Source organism: Acidobacteriota bacterium (assembly GCA_020349885.1).
Taxonomy (GTDB): domain Bacteria; phylum Acidobacteriota.
In genome coordinates this window covers 1,964,001-1,982,692 of record CP070701.1, presented here as the reverse complement: position 1 = coordinate 1,982,692, position 18,692 = coordinate 1,964,001, and the positions used below count along the sequence as shown (strand labels likewise).

Here is an 18,692-nt window from a genome sequence, read left to right as displayed (position 1 = left end):
TTAGCCTACACCCCCGCTTCCGCCGCGGCTTTCGCGGCGCAGCATTTCTTGAATTTTTTCCCGCTTCCGCAGGGACAAGGCTCGTTGCGGCCCACCTTGGGGGACTTGGAGCGGTAGGGCTTCGGTTTCGCGTCCTGGGGCGAGGCCGCCTCGCCGTAGGCCGAGGACGAGGCGGTGTCGCCCCCGCCCGAGGCGGTGTAGACGTATTCCGATTCCTTGTACACGGGGCGCCGCGTGGGCGACGGGGCCGCCCGCCGCTCGCCCCCGGACGGCTCGAGTAGGAAGATGTAGCGCACGATCTTTTCGCGCACGTTCTCCTGCATGTCCTGAAAGAGATTGAAGGCCTCCTTCTTGTACTCGATGAGCGGGTCGCGCTGGCCGTAACCCCGAAGGCCGATGCCCTCCTTGAGGTGGTCCATGGCGAGAAGATGGTCCTTCCACGCCATGTCCACGAAGTGCAGGATAATGAGCTTCTCGTGGTCGCGGAAAGCGTCGCCCAAGCGCTCGAGCTTCTCGTGGTATGCCTCCTCGAGCAGCTTCCAGCCGCGTTCCTCGATTTCGGGGCGCGAGAGCTTTTCCTCGTCCACCCAGCGGCGGCCCGAGATGCGCAGCCCGAACTGCTGCCGGAGCGCCCTCTCGAACCCGTCGGCGTCCCAATCGCTCGGGTCCACCTCCAGCGGGAGGTGGACGTCGAGGATGCCGTCTAACATGCCGCGCGCCAGATCGAGCACGAACTCGCTCTGGTCGTCGCCCTTGAGGGCGCCGAGCCGCATCGCATAAACGGCTTGGCGTTGGGCGTTCATTACGTCGTCGTATTCGAGGAGGTGCTTTCGCATGTCGAAATTTCTCGCCTCGACCTTCTTCTGCGCGCGCTCGATGGCGTTCGTGACCATCTTGTGCTCGATGGGCTCGCCCTCCTGCATCCCCAGTTTCTGCAAGATGCTGGAGACACGGTCGCTGCCGAAAATTCTCATCAAATCGTCTTCGAGCGAAAGGTAGAAGTGCGTGGAGCCGGGGTCACCCTGCCGCCCGGCGCGGCCGCGGAGCTGGTTGTCCACCCGGCGGCTCTCGTGCCGCTCCGTGCCTAGCACGTGCAAGCCGCCCACGTCAACGACCTCTTGATGCTCGCGCTCGAACACGGCGCGGTGCTTCTCGAGCGCCGCCTGGTATTTTTCGGACTCCTTATCCGGGTCGGCCTCCGCCTTGGCCAGAAACTCGGGATTGCCTCCGAGGAGAATGTCCGTGCCGCGCCCCGCCATGTTGGTCGCGATGGTGACCGCCGCCTTGCCGCCGGCCTGCGCCACGATGGTCGCCTCCTTTTCGTGGTACTTGGCGTTGAGCACCCGGTGAGGGATCCCGCGGTGCTTGAGCCTTCCGCTCAGGTGCTCGGACGTTTCGATCGAGACCGTGCCCACGAGCACCGGCTGGCCCTTCTTGTGAAGTTCCTCGATCTCCTCCGCAACCGCTTTGAATTTCTCCTTTTTGGTGCGGTAGACGACGTCCGGGTTGTGCGTGCGCCGCAGGAACTTGTTCGTGGGGATGGTGACGACTTCGAGGTTATAAATTTTTTCGAACTCCTCGGCCTCCGTCGCGGCCGTGCCGGTCATGCCCGAGAGCTTTTCGTACATGCGGAAATAGTTCTGGAAGGTAATCGTGGCGATGGTCTGGTTCTCGCTTTCGATGTTCACGCCCTCCCTCGCCTCGACCGCCTGGTGGAGGCCGTCGCTCCAGCGGCGCCCCGGCATCATGCGCCCCGTAAACTCGTCCACGATGACGACCTTGCCTTCCTTGACGACGTAGTCCACGTCGCGCTTGTAGAGGCCGTAGGCGCGCACCGACTGGTTCAGGTGGTGAAGCACGTCCATGTTGGCGGGGTCGTAGAGGTTGCTCGTGCCCAGGAGTTTTTCCGCCTCCCGGACGCCCTCCTCGGTGAGCATCGCGACGTGGTCTTCCTCCTTCACCTCGTAATGGGTTTGTCTTTTGAGGCGCCTTGCGACGTCGTTCACGCGGTAGTAGAGTTCGGTCGATTCCTCGGAAGGCCCGGAAATGATGAGCGGCGTGCGCGCCTCGTCGATGAGGATGCTGTCCACCTCGTCCACGATGGCGAAATGGTGCCCGCGCTGCACCATGTCCGTGACGGCGTACTTCATGTTGTCTCTGAGGTAGTCGAAGCCGAACTCGTTGTTCGTGCCGTACGTGACGTCGCAGGCGTAGGCCGCCTTGCGCTCCGGGTTGTCCATGTCGTGCTGAATGCAGCCCACGGTAAGCCCGAGCGCGCGGTAGATGGGTCCCATCCACTCGGTGTCGCGCCGGGCCAGATAATCGTTCACGGTGACGATGTGAACGCTGCCTCCTTCTAGCGCGTTCAAGTACGCGGCGAGCGTGGCGACGAGGGTTTTTCCCTCACCCGTGGCCATCTCGGCGATTTTCCCCTGATGAAGCACCACTCCCCCGATGAGCTGAACGTCGAAGTGCCGCATGGAAATGGTGCGGCGCCCCGCTTCGCGCACGCAGGCAAACGCCTCGACGAGCAAATCGTCGAGCGTTTCTTCCCGCTTCAGGCGGTCGCGGAACTCCTCGGTCTTGCGGCTGAGCGCCTCGTCCGAAAGCTGGAGCATTTCGAACTTGAGCGCGTTGACCTCCTCGACGACGCGCCACATCTTTTTGAGGATTCGGTCGTTCCGCGTGCCGATGGTCTTGCGCAGAATGGTCGTGAGCATAACCTTTTACTGTAACATGCGCTTTTCCCGCGCCGCAAACGACGTTCCCGGGTTCCCGGCCCCGCCTTCTGGGCGGGGTAAAGCTTGCCCAGACATTAGTCTGGGTTCGTTTCTAGTCCAAATTGAAAAACCTCCGGCGGACAACCTGCGGCGTTCCGGCCGGCGGCTACAGCCGCTTGACTTTTTTCCGAAGAGAGGCGTCTTTCAAAAGGAGCGGGGCCAGCGCGTTGCGCGCGTCCACGATGCTGTGCGCCGAGCGCGCCACGGCCTCGTAATCGAACGCCGAGTGGTCGGTCGTGATGACGACGCAGTCCACGGAGGCCAGCCCCTCCTCGGTGAAGGCCGTCGAATCGAGGACGATGCCGTTGTAGTTGAGCGCCGGGATATAGGGGTCGCTGTAGCGGACGTCGGCGCCCATGCGCACGAGGTGCTCCAGAACGTCGAGCGCGGGCGACTCGCGCAAATCCCCCACGTCGCGCTTGTAGGAGAGGCCGAGCAGAAGGATGCGTGAACCCTTGACGCTCTTGCCCCGCTCGTTCAGCGCCGCGACCACCTTGTCCACGACGTAGTGCGGCATGTGGGAGTTGATTTCCGAAGCCAGCTCGATGAAGCGGGCGTTGAAGTTCAGCGTGCGCAGCTTCCACGACAGGTAATGGGGGTCGACGGGGATGCAGTGGCCGCCGAGGCCCGGGCCGGGATAAAACGGCATGAAGCCGAAGGGCTTCGTCGCGGCCGCCTCGATGATTTCCCACACGTTGAGGCCCAGGCGGTCGCAGATGAGGGCCACCTCGTTGACGAGCGCGATGTTGACGCTCCGGAAGGTGTTCTCGAGCAGCTTGACCATCTCGGCGGCTGCGGGCGTGGACACCGGCACCACGCGCTCGACGATTTGCCCGTACAGCGCCGCGGCCACTTCGGTCGAGGCGGGGCTTATGCCGCCCACGACCTTCGGCGTGTTGGAGACGGTGAAGCGCTTGTTGGCGGGGTCGATGCGCTCGGGCGAATGCGCGAGGAAAAAATCTTCGCCTTCGCGCCCCGCGACGGGCTGAAAGGCCGGAAGCAGAATTTCCTCCGTCGTTCCAGGGTACGTCGTGCTTTCGAGCACTACGAGCTTCCCCGGCCCGAAGTGCTCGGCGATGGCCCGCGACGCCGTCACGATGAACGACATGTCCGGGTCGCGCCCCTTGTTCAAGGGCGTCGGAACGCACAGCAGCACCGCGTCCTGACTCCGGACGACGTCGAAGCCCGTCACGGCGCAGAACGTTTTCGCTTTGAGCAGGGGCGCGAGCGCTTCCGAGGGCACGTCCTCGACGTAGGAGCGTCCTTCATTAAGGGCCGCCGTTTTCCCTTCGTCGGTCTCGATGCCCGTGACGCGGAAGCCGACCCGCGCAAGCTCGACCGCAAGCGGCAGCCCCACGTAGCCAAGGCCCACGATGGCCACGGCCGCGTCGCGGGAGCGGAATTTCTCAATGAGCGTTTCCTTCGTCGAAGCCATGTGTCTTGTCTTTCTCCCCTGTTTTCGTCCTTATCGCAATGCCGTCAAGCGGCAATAGTGCCGAAGCGCCGCGCGCCAGTGCCGAAGAAGCGGCACGCCCGTCCGCCGCAGCTTCTCGTTCGAGAGGCGGGAATTGAGGGGCCGCTTCGCGGGCCTCCGCATCTGGGCGCTTCGTATTCCCGCCACGCGCACGTTCTTCATGCTATTGTATTCGCCTAAAATTGCCTTTGCAAACTCGTAACGGCTGCATGCGCCGCCGTTGGTCGCGTGGTAGACGCCCGGAGAAATCTCCCTTTCCAGAAGCGCCTTGATCTGCTGCGCCAGGTCGAACGTGAACGTGGGCGCGCCCACTTGGTCGCGGACGACGCGGAGCGCTTCGCCCGCCTCGGCCTTCGCCAAAACGGCCCCCACGAAGTGTCGGCCGTGCAGTCCGTAAAGCCAGGAGGTGCGGACGACGTACGCGCGCGGATGCCGGAGCGCGTGGAGCTCTCCCTCGCGCTTGGTTTTCCCGTAGACGTTCGGGGGGGCCGGCTTGTCGTTCTCGACGTACGGCGTTTTCTTGCGTCCGCTGAACACGAAGTCGGTGCTTACGTAAACGAGGGCAGCGCTTCGGGGAAGCGCCTCGGCCACGTGGCGCGCGCCCTCGGCGTTCACGAGCCGGGCGCGCCGGGGGTCGCGCTCACATCCGTCCACGTCCGTCCATGCGGCGCAGTGGATGGCGGCGTCGGGCTTCGCGGCGCGCACGGCCGCGCGCACCGCCTGCCGGTCGGTCACGTCGAGCGCCGCGCGCGGGTACGCCATCACGGCGTGCCCGCCGAGGAAGGCGTCGCTCAGCGCCCGCCCCAACTGTCCTCCGGCTCCGGTGATGAATATATGCATGGGAGTGAAACCCTTAAAACGGAATTATACCACCTTGAGGGCAGGCGGCGGGACGGCGTGAAAAACTCTTCCCGCATGCGTATAATTAAAGATGCGGCACTGGACCGAACGCGCAGGGGCACTCCTTTATCAGGCGGCGGCGCCGGGCGGCGCTTGGGCGAAAAGCATCGAGCCATGAAGCGCGTTCTGGTGTGGCTCGTCCTGGGAGCGGTGGTGCTCGTCACGTTCGCCGGGCTCCGGCTTCATTGGAGCGCGGCCGCGTACTTCGAGCGCGGGCAGGCGGCGGAGGCCGCGGGCGACGCTCACCAGGCCATGCGCTGGTACGGTGACGCGATGCGCGCCTACCTCCCGCTCTGGCATCCTTACTTCACGCAGGCGCTCGAGGCGCTCGTCGACATGGCCGAGCGCTCGGAGGAGGAAAACAATTTCGTCGTCGCGCTCGACGCTTGGCGCGAGATAAATGCGAGCCTGCACGCCGTCTGCTCCGCGGCGTACTCTTACCCGGAGTGGATCCGGCGGAGCGAGGAGAACATCTCTCGCCTCACCGCCCCCGCCGAAGAGGAGACGCAAGAACAGCGGGAGGAAGAAAGCGAGCCTCCGCCCGAAGAGGACTCTCCTTGACGCGGGCGAAGCTTCCGTCGTCCTTGGGGCAGGAAGACGCCCGCCGGCGCGTCGATGAACTCCGGCGGGAAATCGAGCGCCACCGCCGCCTCTACTACGTCGAGGCGCGCCCCGAAATCTCCGACCCGGAGTACGACGCGCTCGAGCGGGAGCTTCGCGCGCTTGAGGAGAAATTCCCCGCCCTCGATGACCCGCACTCCCCGACGCACCGCGTCGGTGGTGAGCCCATCGAAGGCTTCGAGACGGTCGCGCACTCCGAGCCCATGCTTTCCCTGGACAATTCGTTCTCGGAGGAGGAGTTGCGCGAGTTCGACGCGAGGCTGCGCCGCCTCGTGGGCGACGCCGTCAGCTACGTCGTCGAGTTGAAGATCGACGGCCTTGGGGTGGCGCTTCGCTACGACGGGGAGGGGCGGCTCGCCCGCGCCGTCACGCGCGGCGACGGCCTGCGCGGCGACGACGTGACGGCGAACGTCCGCACGATCCGCTCCCTGCCCCTGCTCGTCGAGCCGACGGGCTTCGCGTTCGAGGTGCGCGGCGAGGTCTACATGCCGCGCCCCGCGCTCGAGCGCCTGAACGCCCGAAGGGAGGAGGCTGGCGAGGAGGCTTTCGCGAATCCGCGGAACGCCGCCGCCGGCTCCATCCGCCTTCTCGACCCGCGCGTCGTCGCCGGGCGCGGCCTACGCGCCTTCGTCTACGCCCTCCATGCGTCGGCGGAGCAACACGCGCGCCTCCCGAAGACGCACGACGGGACGCTCGCGTGGCTCGCAGAGCGCGGCTTTCCCGTCAACCCGCACCACCGCACCTGCCACTCGGTGGAGGAGATTCTCAAATTTTCGCGCGAGTGCGAGGCCAAGCGTGCCTCCCTGGACTACGACGTGGACGGCGTCGTGGCGAAGCTCGACGAGCACCGCCTGCGCGAGGAGGCCGGCTCCACGTCGAAACACCCGCGGTGGGCCGTCGCGCACAAGTTCGCGGCGCAGCGGGCGACGACCGTGTTGCGGAAGATCGTCGTGCAGGTGGGGCGCACGGGGGCGCTCACGCCCGTGGCCGAGCTCGAGCCCGTCGGGCTCGCGGGCTCCACGGTCTCGCGCGCCACGCTCCATAACGAGGACGAGATCGCACGCAAGGACGTGCGCGAGGGCGACACCGTCGTCCTCGAAAAGGGAGGCGACGTCATCCCGAAGGTGGTGGCCGTTGTGGAGGAAAAGCGCCGAAAGGGCGCGCGGCGCTTCCGGATGCCCGAGCGCTGCCCGACCTGCGGCGCGGAGGTTTACCGCCCCGAGGGCGAGGCCGTGCGGCGCTGCGTCGGCGCCGCGTGCCCGGCGAAGCTCCGGAACGCCCTTTTGCACTTCGCCCGCCGCAACGCGATGGACATCGAGGGCCTCGGCCCCTCCCTCGTGGACCAGCTGATGGAGAAGGGGATGGTGGCAAGCGCCGCGTCGCTCTATTCGCTCCGCTTCGAGGAACTCGCCGCGCTCGAGCGGATGGGCGAGAAATCGGCGCGGAACCTCCTGGCGCAGATCGAGAAAAGCAAGCGAAACGGCCTGGCCCGGCTGCTGTTTGCGCTCGGGGTCCGCCACGTGGGCGAGCGCGCCGCGGAGCTTCTCGCGCAGCGCTTCGGCTCGCTGGACGCCGTTGCGTCCGCGCAGAGGGAGGACATCGAAAAAATTTACGAGCTCGGCCCCGCGGTGGCCGAGAGCATCGCGCATTTCTTCGCCGACAAGGAGAACCGCAAGGTTATAGAAGAAATTCGGTGCGCCGGCGTGAGCTTGGAGAAACCGAAGGAGGAAGGGGCGGTCGCCGCCAGAACGCTCGAGGGAAAAACGTTCGTCCTGACGGGAACGCTTGCCTCGATGACGCGCGAGGAGGCGAAGCGCGAGATCGAGCGCCGCGGCGGCCGCGTCACGTCCGCCGTCACGAAGAAGACGGGCTGCGTGGTCGCCGGGGCCGAGCCTGGCTCGAAGCTCGAGAAGGCGAAGGCGCTGGGCGTCGAGATCGCCGACGAGAAGGAGTTTTTGAGGATGGTGGGGAGGGAAGCGGACAGCGGTTAGCAGATAGCCGATCTCGCTACGCTGAGGCGTCCACCTTCCGGAGCCGCTCGCCGCTGCGGAGAATCCACCAGCCCGCGAGCAGGAGCGCGAGTAGCACGGCGAGGACGGCGCGGTATTTCCACGCGAAGGGATCGAGGAGCCACACCGTGAGGGCCCAGAGCGCGAAGCCGGCGATGGCCGAGCACTTGCCAGTGAGGGCGAAGAGGCCGAAGAATTTTCCGGCCTCCTCGGGCGGCACGAGCTCGAGGAGCCTCACGCGCGCCACCGTCCAGACGCCTCCCAGGCCCATGCCCACGAGGAAGCCGGCCACCCAGAACGCGCCCTCCGAGAGCGCCGCGAGCGCCAGGGCGATGCCGAGCGTCCAGTTGGCGAAGCAGACGTGCATCCCTGCCCGCGCCGACGTCCGGTGCGCGAGCGCGCCGTACCCCAGGGAGCCGAGAAACGCGAACGCCGGGGCGATGAAGAGTAAGAGGGTTATCCTGTCGCTGCCCATGCCCACGGCGTTCGCGGCGTAGACGGCCATGAAGGCGATGACGGTGTGCATGGCGTCGAGGAGGAAGAAGCTGGCGAGCATGAAGCGCGCCACCGCCGGGCGCGCCCGCAGCTCGCGCAGCACGGCGCGCAGCTCGAGCGGCGCCCGGACGACCTGCTTCCATGCGATACTCCCCGTCCGCGCGCCCGGCATGTCCGATGGACTCTGCGAGGGTGAAGGAAAGCGGTCGCGGACGAGAACGAGGCAGGGCAGGGCGAATAGCAGGTACAGCGCGGCCGTGGGGAGAAAGACGTTCGCGCGCAGCACGTCGGCGCCCGGAGTAAATGCCTCGACGCTCGTGGCGTCGACGAGGGCGCGCACCGGGGCGGGCATGCCCGCGTACACCGAGGCGCTCACGTAGGGCCACGTGAGCACGAGGCCCGCCATGGCGCCGGCGTAGCCGAGGGCGGTGCCGAGGCCCGAGACGTGGGCGCGTGAAAAGCCACGGGATACCGTGTCGAGCAGTGCGTTGTAAAAGACGAGCGCCGTGTTGTAGAAAAAGTAGGCGCCGACGAAGATCGCGACCGCCCACGGCAGGGAGCGCGACCACGCGAGCGAGGCCGTCAGCATGGTGCACGCCAGGCTCACCGAAACGAGGAAAGGCTTGCGACGGCCCGCCGCGTCGGAGATTTTTCCGAGCCCCGGTGAGGTCGTTGCCACGCAGACCATCGAGAACGACATGACCACGGGAAAGAGCCAGTCGGGCGCCCCCATGTCCGCGGCAAGCCAGAGCGGAAAGTAACGGCTCACGACGTTCATCGAGAAGACGGTTTCGGCGAAGTCGTAGAGCGCCCACGACGCCACCGCCGTGCGGGAGCTGCTGCCGTTCCTCATAGCGTATGGTAGAAGAAATTCACGGCCGGTTCGAGCAAGAAGTTTTCGACGAGAGAGCGAAAAGGGCGCGGCGGCGCAGCGTCAGCGCAGCACCTCGAGGCGGCCTTCCTCCGCGTCCACGGAAATCTCCTCGGCGCCGGCCGGAATCTTTGCCGTCACTTCTTTTCCGCCCGGCCATCGCACCCATATCCCACTCGGCTCCTTCGTTTTGCCCAGCACCTGCACCGCCCCGTCCTGCGACCAGTACCCGCTGCCTGCATGGATCTCGCGCGCCGGCCCCTTCTCTCCTCCCTCGTACTCCAGACGTATGACCGCTCCCACCCCAGTAGGGTTCTCTTTCACGCCTTTCAATCGGACTCTCAGCCCGGGCTTCGCCTTGACGTTCCTGTAGAGTTTCGTCTCCGCCCCGTTCTGCGTCACCACCAGATCCACCCTCCCGTCCCGGTCGAAATCACCCACCGCGCACCCCCTCTGCTCGCCGTACACCTTCACTCCGCTCTCCTGCCCGGTCACCGCCGTCAGCTCCCCTTTCCCGTTACCCCTCAGCCACAGCCCCCGCCCACCGTCCATCCTCGGCGTCTCTATCTGCGACGCGAAGAAATTCTGGCTCATGAACACGTCCTCCGCCCCGTCGCCGTCCATGTCCGCCACGCTCACCCCGAACCCCGGCGCGAACTGCGCCTCCAGCGGCAGCGCCTTCGCTTCAAACCCGCCTCCCCGGTTCATAAACACCATCGTGTCCAGCACCGTCGCTTCCACCACCTCCGCACCCTCCAGCCGCTCCTTGTAGATTTCTTCAATGCTCGCCCCCCCGAACGCCTGGTACGACCCCAGCTCCTCCTCCACGAAGCTCATGCACCGCTTCGTGCACGAGTACCCGCGCTCCGGCACCTCCTCAGCCATCGCCTCGTCGTAATGCGCCTCCACCACGTCCAGGGAGCCGTTTCGGTCGAAGTCCTCGTAGTAGATCCTCAGCGGGTGCTCCTCGTCATAGTGGTGCTCGTACTTCGTGTTCCGCCCCCAGTTCGTCGCCACGATGTCCATCCTCCCGTCGTTGTCGAAATCCCCCGTAGTCACCCCGTTCCACCAGCCAGTGTAAGAAGAAAGGCCCAACTCCTCCGTCGCGTCTTGGTAGCTTCCCCCCTCGTTAAGGAAAACCTTGACGGGGCCCCACTCCACCGCCAGCACCAGGTCCGCGTCGCCGTCCCCGTCGATGTCACTAAACACCGAGCCCGATACCATCCCGACGTTGCGCAGCACCTTAGTGTTCTCCTCGTCCGGCACGAACCGTCCCCCCTCGCTGCGAAAGAGCCTCGACGACGCACTTTCCGGATATCTTCCCGGAATCGTCCTGCCTCCCACGAACAGGTCCAGGTCGCCGTCGCCGTCGTAGTCCGCCATCGCCATCGGCCCCACCGACGACCCATGCCCGGACAGTCCTGCTCCCGCACTTGCCTGGGTGCTTCCAAAGTCATACCGGGCCACGCTCTCCCCGTCGCTTCGCCCGTCCTCGAAGCTCGCTAGCCCCGCCAGCAGCGTTACTCTCCCCTCCGGCCGCGTCCACCCCAGCACCGTCGTCTGGTCCCGCCGCGTCGTCCGCTCCCACGCCGCGCCGTCGAATTTTTCAAACCCTCCCGCACCGTCGCTTCGGTACACCGTCAGCCGCCCCCCCCGGCCGCTTGCAATCAGAAGGTCCTCGTCTCCGTCCGCGTCGATGTCGTGCCAACTCACCCCCGGCCCCAGCTGGCTCAAGCGGTTCGGTAAAAGCGATTGCCTCGCGAAATCGTCAAACCCCTCCTCCGCGTGCACGTGTCCCAGCCGCGCGCTCGCGTCCTCGAACCAGGGCTCTATCTCCTCGGGCTGCGGCCGCTCCCACTCTTCAGCCCCCGACTCCTCGATCTCGTAGAGGCGGTTCGCCCTCACTCCCTCCACCACGCTCCGCCGCCCGCTCCGCCACTGCACCTCCAGCGTCATCTCAGGAGAATCTCCCGCCGCAAACACCCGCAGCGGCTCCGACCCCGACAGGTAGCTCCCCCCGCAGATCATCTCCTGGCTCTGTTCCTCCACCGCGCCCCCCAGGAGGCGGATCTTCGCCCCGATCCCCCGCGTGTTTTTCCCTTCTCCTTTCAACCGAACGGCCACGCGCAGTGCGGGCGCCTCGTTCCGGTACACGCCCGCCGTGGCGCGCAGGTGGTTGATGACCACGTCCAGGTCGCCGTCGCCGTCCAGGTCGGCCAGCGCCATCCCGTGCGAGATGTCGTGCGAGTCGAACCCCCACTGCTGTCCCACCTCCTCGAACGTCAGGTCTCCGCGGTTGCGGAAGATGAAATTCGCCGTCTTCAAGGTCGGGTACGCCAGTATGGCCGTGCGAAACCGCTCGACGGAGTTTACATGACCGAGGAGATAGTTTTGGGTGTCTGCATCTTGAATATCGTAGAGATGCCCCGTGGACAGCAGGACGTCCTCGAAGCCGTCCAGGTCCACGTCCAAAAACACCGTCGCCCACGTCCACTCCGAGGCCTCCACGCCGCTCAGCCTCGCCATTTCCGCGTACGTGCCGTCCCCCCGGTTCACGAACAGCGTGTTGCGCATCACCTGAGGGCGGTTGTCGATCTTTCCGATGCTCAGCGGCGTCGGACTCATGGCGCCCATCTGCATCTTGCGGCGCTGGTGGTCGCGGCTGAGCATGTCGGTCACAAAGAAGTCACATGTCCCATTCCGGTCAACGTCGGCGAAGTCCACGGACATCGAGGCGAAGCTCGTCTTGCGCAGCGCCAGTTTCTCGATGGGCCGGAAGCGCCCCGCGCCGTCGTTCATCCAGACGCGGTCGGGCGTCCAGAAGTCGCTGCAGACGTAGAGGTCGGGGTCGCCGTCGTCGTCGATGTCGCGGAACTGGGCCGTCAGCCCCCAGTCCATGAGGGGGGGGGAGATGGGGCGCCCGTCTTCGTCGAGGAAGGTTCCGGGCTCGACGGTGTCGGGATTATAAAACTGTCCGTTGCCGCGATTGAGATACAGCGCGTCGGGCTCCCCGTACTCCTCCTCGATGAGCTTTCCGGGCCGTATGTTTCTGAATCGGCTCCTGAATTCGGGGGGCATCGTCCACTTGCCGGCTTTGAATGCAAGAAGCTGGAGTTGCATAACGGCGCGCTGGCGGGAGTAGCGCGTGACGTAGAGGTCGAGGTCGTCGTCTCCGTCCACGTCGGCGAGCGCCATCGTCGTGCTACCCAGGTTCGACTGGAGCCCCGCCTCCTCCGTCACCTCCCGGAACTTTCCCCCGCCGTCGTTCCGAAAGCACGCGTTCGGGCCCCCCAGCGCCGTGGTCAGCAGGTCGAGGTCGCCGTCGCCGTCCACGTCCGCGAACACGGCCCCCGTGGAGAACCGATCGGGGCAGGCGACTCCGGCGGAGGCGGTGACGTCCTCGAAGCGCCAGCCGCCGAGGTTGCGGTAGAGGACGTTGTCGCCGTCTATGCGGCAGAAGTATAGGTCGCAGAGTCCGTCGCCGTCGACGTCGCCCGCCGCCACGCCCGAGCCGTACATGTAAAGTTCATTGTCCATCACTTGTTCGTCAGTGACGTGGTTGACGAAGGCGATTCCCGTTTGGGCGGACGGCAGCCTTGTGAATCCGGGGCTCGCGTCGCCGGGGGCCGGAAGCTTCGTCCATCGAAAGCCGTCGCTTTCGTGCCAGCGGCCCGCCTTGACGCGCAGGAACAAAACTAACAGAAGGGCGGCCAGAACGAGGCACGCCGCAACAATTATTCTCTTCGTTTTTGCCATCGGACAGTTTGTGGATTTAGGATAACACGAACGCAAGTTGAGAGAAAATTGCTTCGTGGGGGAAGGTGATTTTTCTCTTGCGCGATTTCCGGGCTTATGTTACGCTTGGGGAGGGGGAGGGGCAGCTGGCAAGAAATAAACGGTGTTTTTTAACAAAGCGCCCTTATTCGTTTAAGCGCGGAAGGGCACGGGTGGTATTTTTGGACAAGCCGTCGGTGCAGCAAAGCGTAAAGGAATCCTCCTCCCCGCACGTGGGCGCGAACGGCCAAAAGAGCGGGAAAACCGCGGCGCAGTCTCTCGCACCGCCGGAACCGGCGAGGCTTTTTCCCGAAAGGAAGCCCCGGACGGACGCCGCGCCGCAAAGCCGCGTTTTCGCCGTGGCGGGCGGCAAGGGCGGGGTGGGCAAGTCCCTGCTCGCCGCGAACCTGGGCGTTTTCTTCGCCCGCTCGGGGAAACACACTTCCCTGATTGACGCCGACCTCGGGTGCCCCAACCTGCACTCGTGTCTCGGGCTGAAGGGAACGCGGCTCGGCCTGAGCGACTTTCTCAAAAACCGCGTCGCGACCCTCAACGAGGCCGCCGTGGAAACGGGCGTTGAGAGTCTGAAGCTCGTGGGCGGGATGCGCGACCATCTCACCATTCCCAATTTGACCTACTATGAAAAGAAGAAGCTGATCGCGGCAATCCCCGACCTTCCGTCCGACACCGTGTTTCTGGATTTGAGCGCCGGCACGTCGTTCAACACGATCGACCTCTTTCTCGCGTCCTCGGTGGGCGTCCTGCTCGTGCTGCCCGAGCCCACGTCGGTCGAGAATTTGTACCGCTTCCTCCGGGCCGTCGCGCATCGCTGCATCTCTAACGTCTCGAAGGACGAGGAAGTCGTCAACGTCCTCAACGAGGCGGAGGACTGGAGTTCTCCTCTCGGAATGCGCGCTCCGGCGGACGTGCTGGAGCGCATCGAGCGCCTGAGGCCGGAGGTCGTGCCGCAGTGTGAGGCGGTGCTCGGGAGGCTCGATTTGCGTCTTGTGGTCAACCAGGCGCGCCGCCCCGAGGACACGCGCCTTGCGGAGAATATCGCGCGGATCGTGCGCTCGCACTTCGGGCTGCGCATGGAGAGCCTGGGCGCGCTCGACTACGACTTGGCTGCATGGCGGAGCGTGGCGAGTCGAAAAATCCTTCTCGAAGATTTCCCCAAATCGGCCGTCGCGCAGGGCATCGTGCGGCTGGGAGAAAAACTCCTTGGAGCGGCCTGAAGCGAAGCTCGGCGCGAGGCGGCGCTTTGAGGAGCGCACCTACTACGAGATGCTCGAGGTTTCGCCGCGCGCTTCGCGCCGCGAGGTGGACGCGGCTTACGCCCGCGCCAACGAGCTCTACCGCGCCGACTCGCTTCCGCTCTATACGCTCCTTGAAGACCAGTCGTGCGAGGAGATGCGGCGCACTATAGACGCCGCCTACCGAACGCTGACCGACAAGCGCGCCCGCGCCGACTATGACCGCCAGCTTGTTTCCAGCGGCCGCCTAGCACCCGAGGACGTCCGGCCGGCCGCACCGGATGAGTCGCCTCCCGCCCCGTCCGAAGGTGCGCCCGCCGCACCCGCCGTTCCGGTGCAAGAGCGCGGCAGGCGGGCACCCGGCGCCGCCCATCGGGCCTTCGGCGGGCAGGTCATTCCCATGGAGGCGCACGCGGCGCGTAGCGCCCCGACCCCGACGCTCGCGTCGGGGCAAGAAGCGCCCGCGGACGCTCCCGACCTTGTAGGAAACAAGCCCGAGCAGGAAAAGCCTCGGCGGTTCGACGGCCCGGGCTTGAAGGCCATCCGCAAGGCGCAGGGCCGCGACCTTGAAAGCATCGCCCGCGTCACCAAGATTCCGCTCTCGAAGCTACAGGCCCTTGAATCGAACCGCTACTCGCATCTTCCGGCGCGCGTGTACCTAAAGGGGTTCGTCAAGGAATACGCGCGCTTACTCGGCCTCGACCCCGAGAAGGTGGCCGAGGAATACCTGCGCCGAAGCGGCCGGTAGGGGAGCGGCTCGCCCCTGGCGTGGGCGGCTACTGGTTTTCGGCTACTGGTTTCCGGGTACTGGCCCCTGGTCCCTCGTCCTTGGCTGACGGCTCCCCGCTGGCGGAATGCTCCGCTTGAAGGCGGGCCCACGCGAGGAGGCCCTGCATGCGTTTTACAAGAGGGAACGCGCCGAGAATTTCTTCCGCCTCGGCTTGATGTTCCGAGCTTGCCCCGCTCTTAGTGCCTTGGCGCTGGCCGGTCTCCCACAAGCCGAGGGCGCACTTGATCTCGATGCGGTAGCGGGCGTCCGAGCCGCCGTAGCGCCGCCGCACCAGGGCCGCCATCACCCGAAAGAGTCGCGCGCGTCCGACCTCGACGGCGTCAGGTCGCAGCAGGTCCAGAAAAGTTTCGGCGTCCTCGACGCCGCTTCCGTCCCCGAGCGGGGTGACCTCGGCCTGGTTCAGGCCGCGCTCCAGGGTCTGTACGAACGACGGCGTGTCGTTCTGCCGGAGGTGGGAAAGGGCTTCGAGCGCGAAGCTCTGGAGCGAGCGCGCCTCGTCCTCGAAGCGGTAGAGCAGGCGGTTCGCGTCGGCGTAGCGCTCGCGGCGATAGAGGGCCCACGCGAGCTCCAAAACGGCCTCGTCGGGCGCCGTGGTGCCGAGGTAGCGCCGCGCCGCGTCGAGGTGCTTCTCCTCGCCCGTCGCCTCGTAAAGGCGCGCAAGCGTGCGGACGAAGTGAAAAAAAGCGCCGTGGATGAGCGGCTCGAAGGTTTCGGTGCGCGGCTTCGTGCGGTGGAGGAACGCCTCCATGCGCTCCAGGTGGCGCGGCTCGCGCGTCAGGAACACGATCTCGCCCAGGATTTCCATCAGGCGCGTCGCGAATCGGCCCCGCCGCGCCAGCAGGAAGGCGCGGTCGGCGCGCGCGAAGCTCTCGTCGAGGAACACGTCTACGTCGGCCCGGCGGCCGGCCTGCGCGCTTAGGTGCGCCGCCTCGGCCGAGGCGAGCACGCGCTGCGGCCGCTCGCCCATCGCCGAGAGAATTTCCAAAACTTCCCCGTGCGAAAGCGTGTGGCCGAGCAGCGGGCCGAACTCCTGGCCCGCGCGGTAGAGCAAGAATTTTCCGCGCATCACGTTGTAAGGATCCTGAAGCAGTGCCGCAATGCCCTCCAGGACGGGAAGATAGTTGACGCTCGTCGAGCGCCCCACCTGGGCGTAGCCTTCCGCGAGCGCGTAGAGAAGGTCTCCGTCGAGGGACTCTACGTGTTCCGTGCGATGCGGAGTTTTTTCGAGGAAAGCCCTCGCGCATTCGAGGTAGTGCGTGTCGTTCGTGGCTACGGCGTAGCCGATGTACTCCGAGATGACCGCCTCGCGGAGCTCCGAGCGGGCGTCCGCTGAAAGCGCAAGCGCCGTTTCCTCGACCTTGTTGAGATGGGGCTGCGCTTCGAGGGGATGGAGCAGCTCGTGCTGGAGCGCCTGGAGCACGAAGGTCAGAAGCTCGCGCGCGAAGAGAATGCGGAATTGCTCGTTTCGGATTGCGAGCTTTTTGACCTGCTCGTTGAGGCGGCGCATGATGTCGCGCCGCAAGGCGTCGGCTTCGACGCCGAGTCCATGGCGACGCAGCAGTCGGTGCAGCGAAACGAAAAGATATTCCCGCCCCTCCATGTCGTGCGTGAAGAGGTCCAGCTTCTCCCGTGCGCCCAGGACGTTCAAGAGCACGTTTGCGGTCATGCCCGCCATCGTAGCACGCTCGCACCGCCCCCGCAAACCGCAGCAGTCGGTCGTTTGCCGTCAGGGGTGGCACGACGAGGTCTCGGAAGGCATGCAAAGTGCGCCGCCATGGGGTAAAATGTAGTGGTTATGCCCTCCCGCTCCTCCCGCGCACGTAAGGCAAAGCCGGCCAAGCGCCCTCCGAAAAAAAAACGCGCGTTCCGCTTTTCCGATTTGGCTGACGTGCATGCCGAACTGGGCGCCTTGTTTGCCGAGCACCGGGAGGCGCTCCTCGGGGGCGGGCTCAAGGCGGCCCTGGAGCTGCTGGAGCCGTTCTGGAAGATTCTGCGCGCCCATATCCGCGTCGAAGAGGTGCTTCTTCTCCCCGCCTACACCCAGCGCGTGGGGCGCGTCGAGGGGGGGACGGCGGAGTTGTTCCTGGCCGAGCACCGGAAAATGGAGCGTTTCGTCCAGGAGTTCCGCCGCACGATAAAGCGCATCGCCTCCCGCCGTGGCCCGCCCAAGCGCCGCGATATTTTGGCGCTTCTTGACCGCGAGGCGCTCTTTTTGAGACTCATGGAGCACCATGCGGAGCGCGAGAACACGTTTCTTTACGCCCTCCTCGACAGAGCGACCACTCCCGCCGAGCGCGCCCAGGCGGCCGAAGCCATCCGCCGCATCGAGGTGCGCCGGAGTCAAATCCGTCGTTAGCTGTCCGTTTTGGGGAGAGACAAAAGGGGAGCCTGCGTTGACGGGTCGTTGACCCTCAGAGAAAGCCGGGTAAGCCTGCCTTCCTACCAGGCCGTATGGCGGGCGGACGGGCCCCCAAGTATGGGGTCAGGCTTCGCAGGCGGGGTTCGGAGATTCCGGCGTACGTAGAAAATTTTTCCGGGAGCCTCAGCTTCGCCGCGAACGGCGCTTAGTACTCCTCGTCAAAGTCGTCATCCTCCTCCTCGTCCTCTTCGTCGTCGTCGTAGTCGTCGTCGTCAAAGTCGTCGTAATCGTCGTCATCGTCATCGTCGTAATCGTCGTCATCGAAATCGTCGTCATCGCCGCGTGCAAAGCCAACTCCCGGCGCTCCGTCGACGCCCGCAGAAATCCACGGCCTGCGCAGCGCTTCTTCTTCAACCACCGTCCAGTGACTCATATACGTTATTCTCCTTTTAATGGCGCTTATAAAAATTCTCACTCGTTCCTTTCGCTGAGGCGGACAAGCCCGCTTGAGGCGGACAAGCTTCCGATGCGCCGGAGTCGGCCGCAAAGGAACGCCTCATTCATACTTGATGCTATAGCAACTCTTTTTCAAAAAGCAAGTCCGCCCCCGGGCGGGGCTATCGGCTTCCCAGTGGCAGGGTAATCCGCGACGGATGCTCGGCCGTGTGGAAAACCGTCTGGGTTGCGGGGATTGTCTTGACGGCGGTCCCGAAGGGCTCTCCGGTGTTCGGGTTCCGGTCGTAGCGGTCGAAGTTGCTGCTCGAGACCTCGACGCGAATCCGGTGACCGGCCCGCGCGACGTAGCGGGCCGCGGATTACGAATGGCACATCTTGTAGAATTCACGGAACGTCTTGTTCTCGGCGAGCGTCTGGTTGATTCTCATGTAGTCGTTCAGGGTCTTGTTGGTGAAGCGCAGGCGCTCGCTCAAAATCTCGGCGAGCGCCCGCCAGAATTTTCTTCCGATCTCGCGCTCGTCCTCGATGAGGTGCAGGAAATGCGGACGCGAGAGGCACCAGAATACGCACGGCTCGATGGTCTCGACCGTGGCGGAGGAGCCCTTGCCGTCGATGACCGCCATGTCGCCGAAATGCTCGTGGGGGCCGAGCGTGGCGAGCACCACCGTCTGGCCCCCCACCAGGTTCTTGACGCGCACCGCGCCCCGCTCGATGAAGTAGAGCGTGGAGCCCGGCTGTCCGCCTTCGAGGATGACGGTTCCCGCGGACGCCTCGGCGCGCTCCAGGTGGTCGAAGATGCGGTTGAGTTCCTCTTCCGTCATTTCCCGGAACATGCGCAGGCGGCGCAGGTCGATGGTATGGCCGTAGGTCGTCATTGGGGTGCGCGGCTTTCTTCACGCCATGGTAGCAG

At 65.3% G+C, this 18,692-nt stretch carries 14 protein-coding genes; 5 read left to right on the top strand and 9 right to left on the bottom strand.

All coding sequences use genetic code 11. From position 1 onward, the window contains the following. Positions 1–5: 5 nt before the first annotated feature. The 3 genes from secA to rfbD form a co-directional block, all read right to left on the bottom strand. Positions 6–2,720 (bottom strand): preprotein translocase subunit SecA, encoded by a 2,715-nt coding sequence (secA, locus tag JSV08_08460; GenBank protein UCF80526.1) that lies wholly within the window; start codon positions 2,718–2,720, stop codon positions 6–8. Positions 2,721–2,886: 166 nt separating this feature from the next. After that, on the bottom strand, positions 2,887–4,215 hold the full coding sequence (locus tag JSV08_08455; GenBank protein ID UCF80525.1) for a nucleotide sugar dehydrogenase: 1,329 nt from the start codon (positions 4,213–4,215) through the stop codon (positions 2,887–2,889). 30 nt (positions 4,216–4,245) lie between these two features. Beyond that, entirely contained in the window at positions 4,246–5,094 is an 849-nt protein-coding gene (rfbD, locus tag JSV08_08450; protein ID UCF80524.1) for a dTDP-4-dehydrorhamnose reductase, read from the bottom strand. A 174-nt stretch (positions 5,095–5,268) separates the two neighbouring features. On the opposite strand from rfbD, the gene JSV08_08445 reads away from it, so the two are divergent. Together JSV08_08445 and ligA are read left to right on the top strand one after the other, a co-directional pair. Continuing rightward, complete coding sequence (locus JSV08_08445; protein ID UCF80523.1) at positions 5,269–5,715, top strand: hypothetical protein; 447 nt, start codon at positions 5,269–5,271, stop codon at positions 5,713–5,715. 23 nt (positions 5,716–5,738) lie between these two features. Beyond that, a complete protein-coding gene (gene ligA, locus JSV08_08440) occupies positions 5,739–7,766 on the top strand; it encodes an NAD-dependent DNA ligase LigA (protein ID UCF81869.1) in 2,028 nt (675 codons plus the stop codon). A gap of 16 nt (positions 7,767–7,782) precedes the next feature. Here ligA and JSV08_08435 read toward each other — a convergent pair whose 3' ends face one another. Next, on the bottom strand, positions 7,783–9,132 hold the full coding sequence (locus JSV08_08435) for an MFS transporter (GenBank protein ID UCF80522.1): 1,350 nt from the start codon (positions 9,130–9,132) through the stop codon (positions 7,783–7,785). A gap of 81 nt (positions 9,133–9,213) precedes the next feature. Continuing rightward, positions 9,214–12,906: a VCBS repeat-containing protein gene (locus JSV08_08430; protein ID UCF80521.1), complete on the bottom strand. Its 3,693-nt coding sequence runs from the start codon at positions 12,904–12,906 to the stop codon at positions 9,214–9,216. 215 nt (positions 12,907–13,121) lie between these two features. On the opposite strand from JSV08_08430, the gene JSV08_08425 reads away from it, so the two are divergent. Both JSV08_08425 and JSV08_08420 read left to right on the top strand, forming a co-directional pair. After that, entirely contained in the window at positions 13,122–14,159 is a 1,038-nt protein-coding gene (locus tag JSV08_08425; GenBank protein ID UCF80520.1) for a P-loop NTPase, read from the top strand. Further along, entirely contained in the window at positions 14,146–14,925 is a 780-nt protein-coding gene (locus tag JSV08_08420; protein UCF80519.1) for a helix-turn-helix domain-containing protein, read from the top strand. Before JSV08_08425 ends, JSV08_08420 begins: the two co-directional genes overlap by 14 nt. A 28-nt stretch (positions 14,926–14,953) precedes the next feature. Here JSV08_08420 and JSV08_08415 read toward each other — a convergent pair whose 3' ends face one another. Then, positions 14,954–16,633 carry a hypothetical protein gene (locus JSV08_08415; GenBank protein UCF80518.1) on the bottom strand — a complete coding sequence of 560 codons (1,680 nt, stop codon included), beginning with the start codon at positions 16,631–16,633 and terminating at the stop codon, positions 14,954–14,956. Between the two features lie 222 nt (positions 16,634–16,855). Between JSV08_08415 and JSV08_08410 the strand changes: the two genes are divergently transcribed. Next, entirely contained in the window at positions 16,856–17,323 is a 468-nt protein-coding gene (locus tag JSV08_08410) for a hypothetical protein (protein UCF80517.1), read from the top strand. A gap of 208 nt (positions 17,324–17,531) precedes the next feature. Here JSV08_08410 and JSV08_08405 read toward each other — a convergent pair whose 3' ends face one another. From JSV08_08405 to JSV08_08395, 3 genes are all read right to left on the bottom strand, one after another. Further along, complete coding sequence (locus tag JSV08_08405; protein UCF80516.1) at positions 17,532–17,759, bottom strand: hypothetical protein; 228 nt, start codon at positions 17,757–17,759, stop codon at positions 17,532–17,534. 184 nt (positions 17,760–17,943) lie between these two features. Further along, a complete protein-coding gene (locus tag JSV08_08400) occupies positions 17,944–18,105 on the bottom strand; it encodes a hypothetical protein (protein UCF81868.1) in 162 nt (53 codons plus the stop codon). Between the two features lie 36 nt (positions 18,106–18,141). Beyond that, positions 18,142–18,657: a cyclic nucleotide-binding domain-containing protein gene (locus tag JSV08_08395; GenBank protein UCF80515.1), complete on the bottom strand. Its 516-nt coding sequence runs from the start codon at positions 18,655–18,657 to the stop codon at positions 18,142–18,144. Positions 18,658–18,692: the final 35 nt, after the last annotated feature.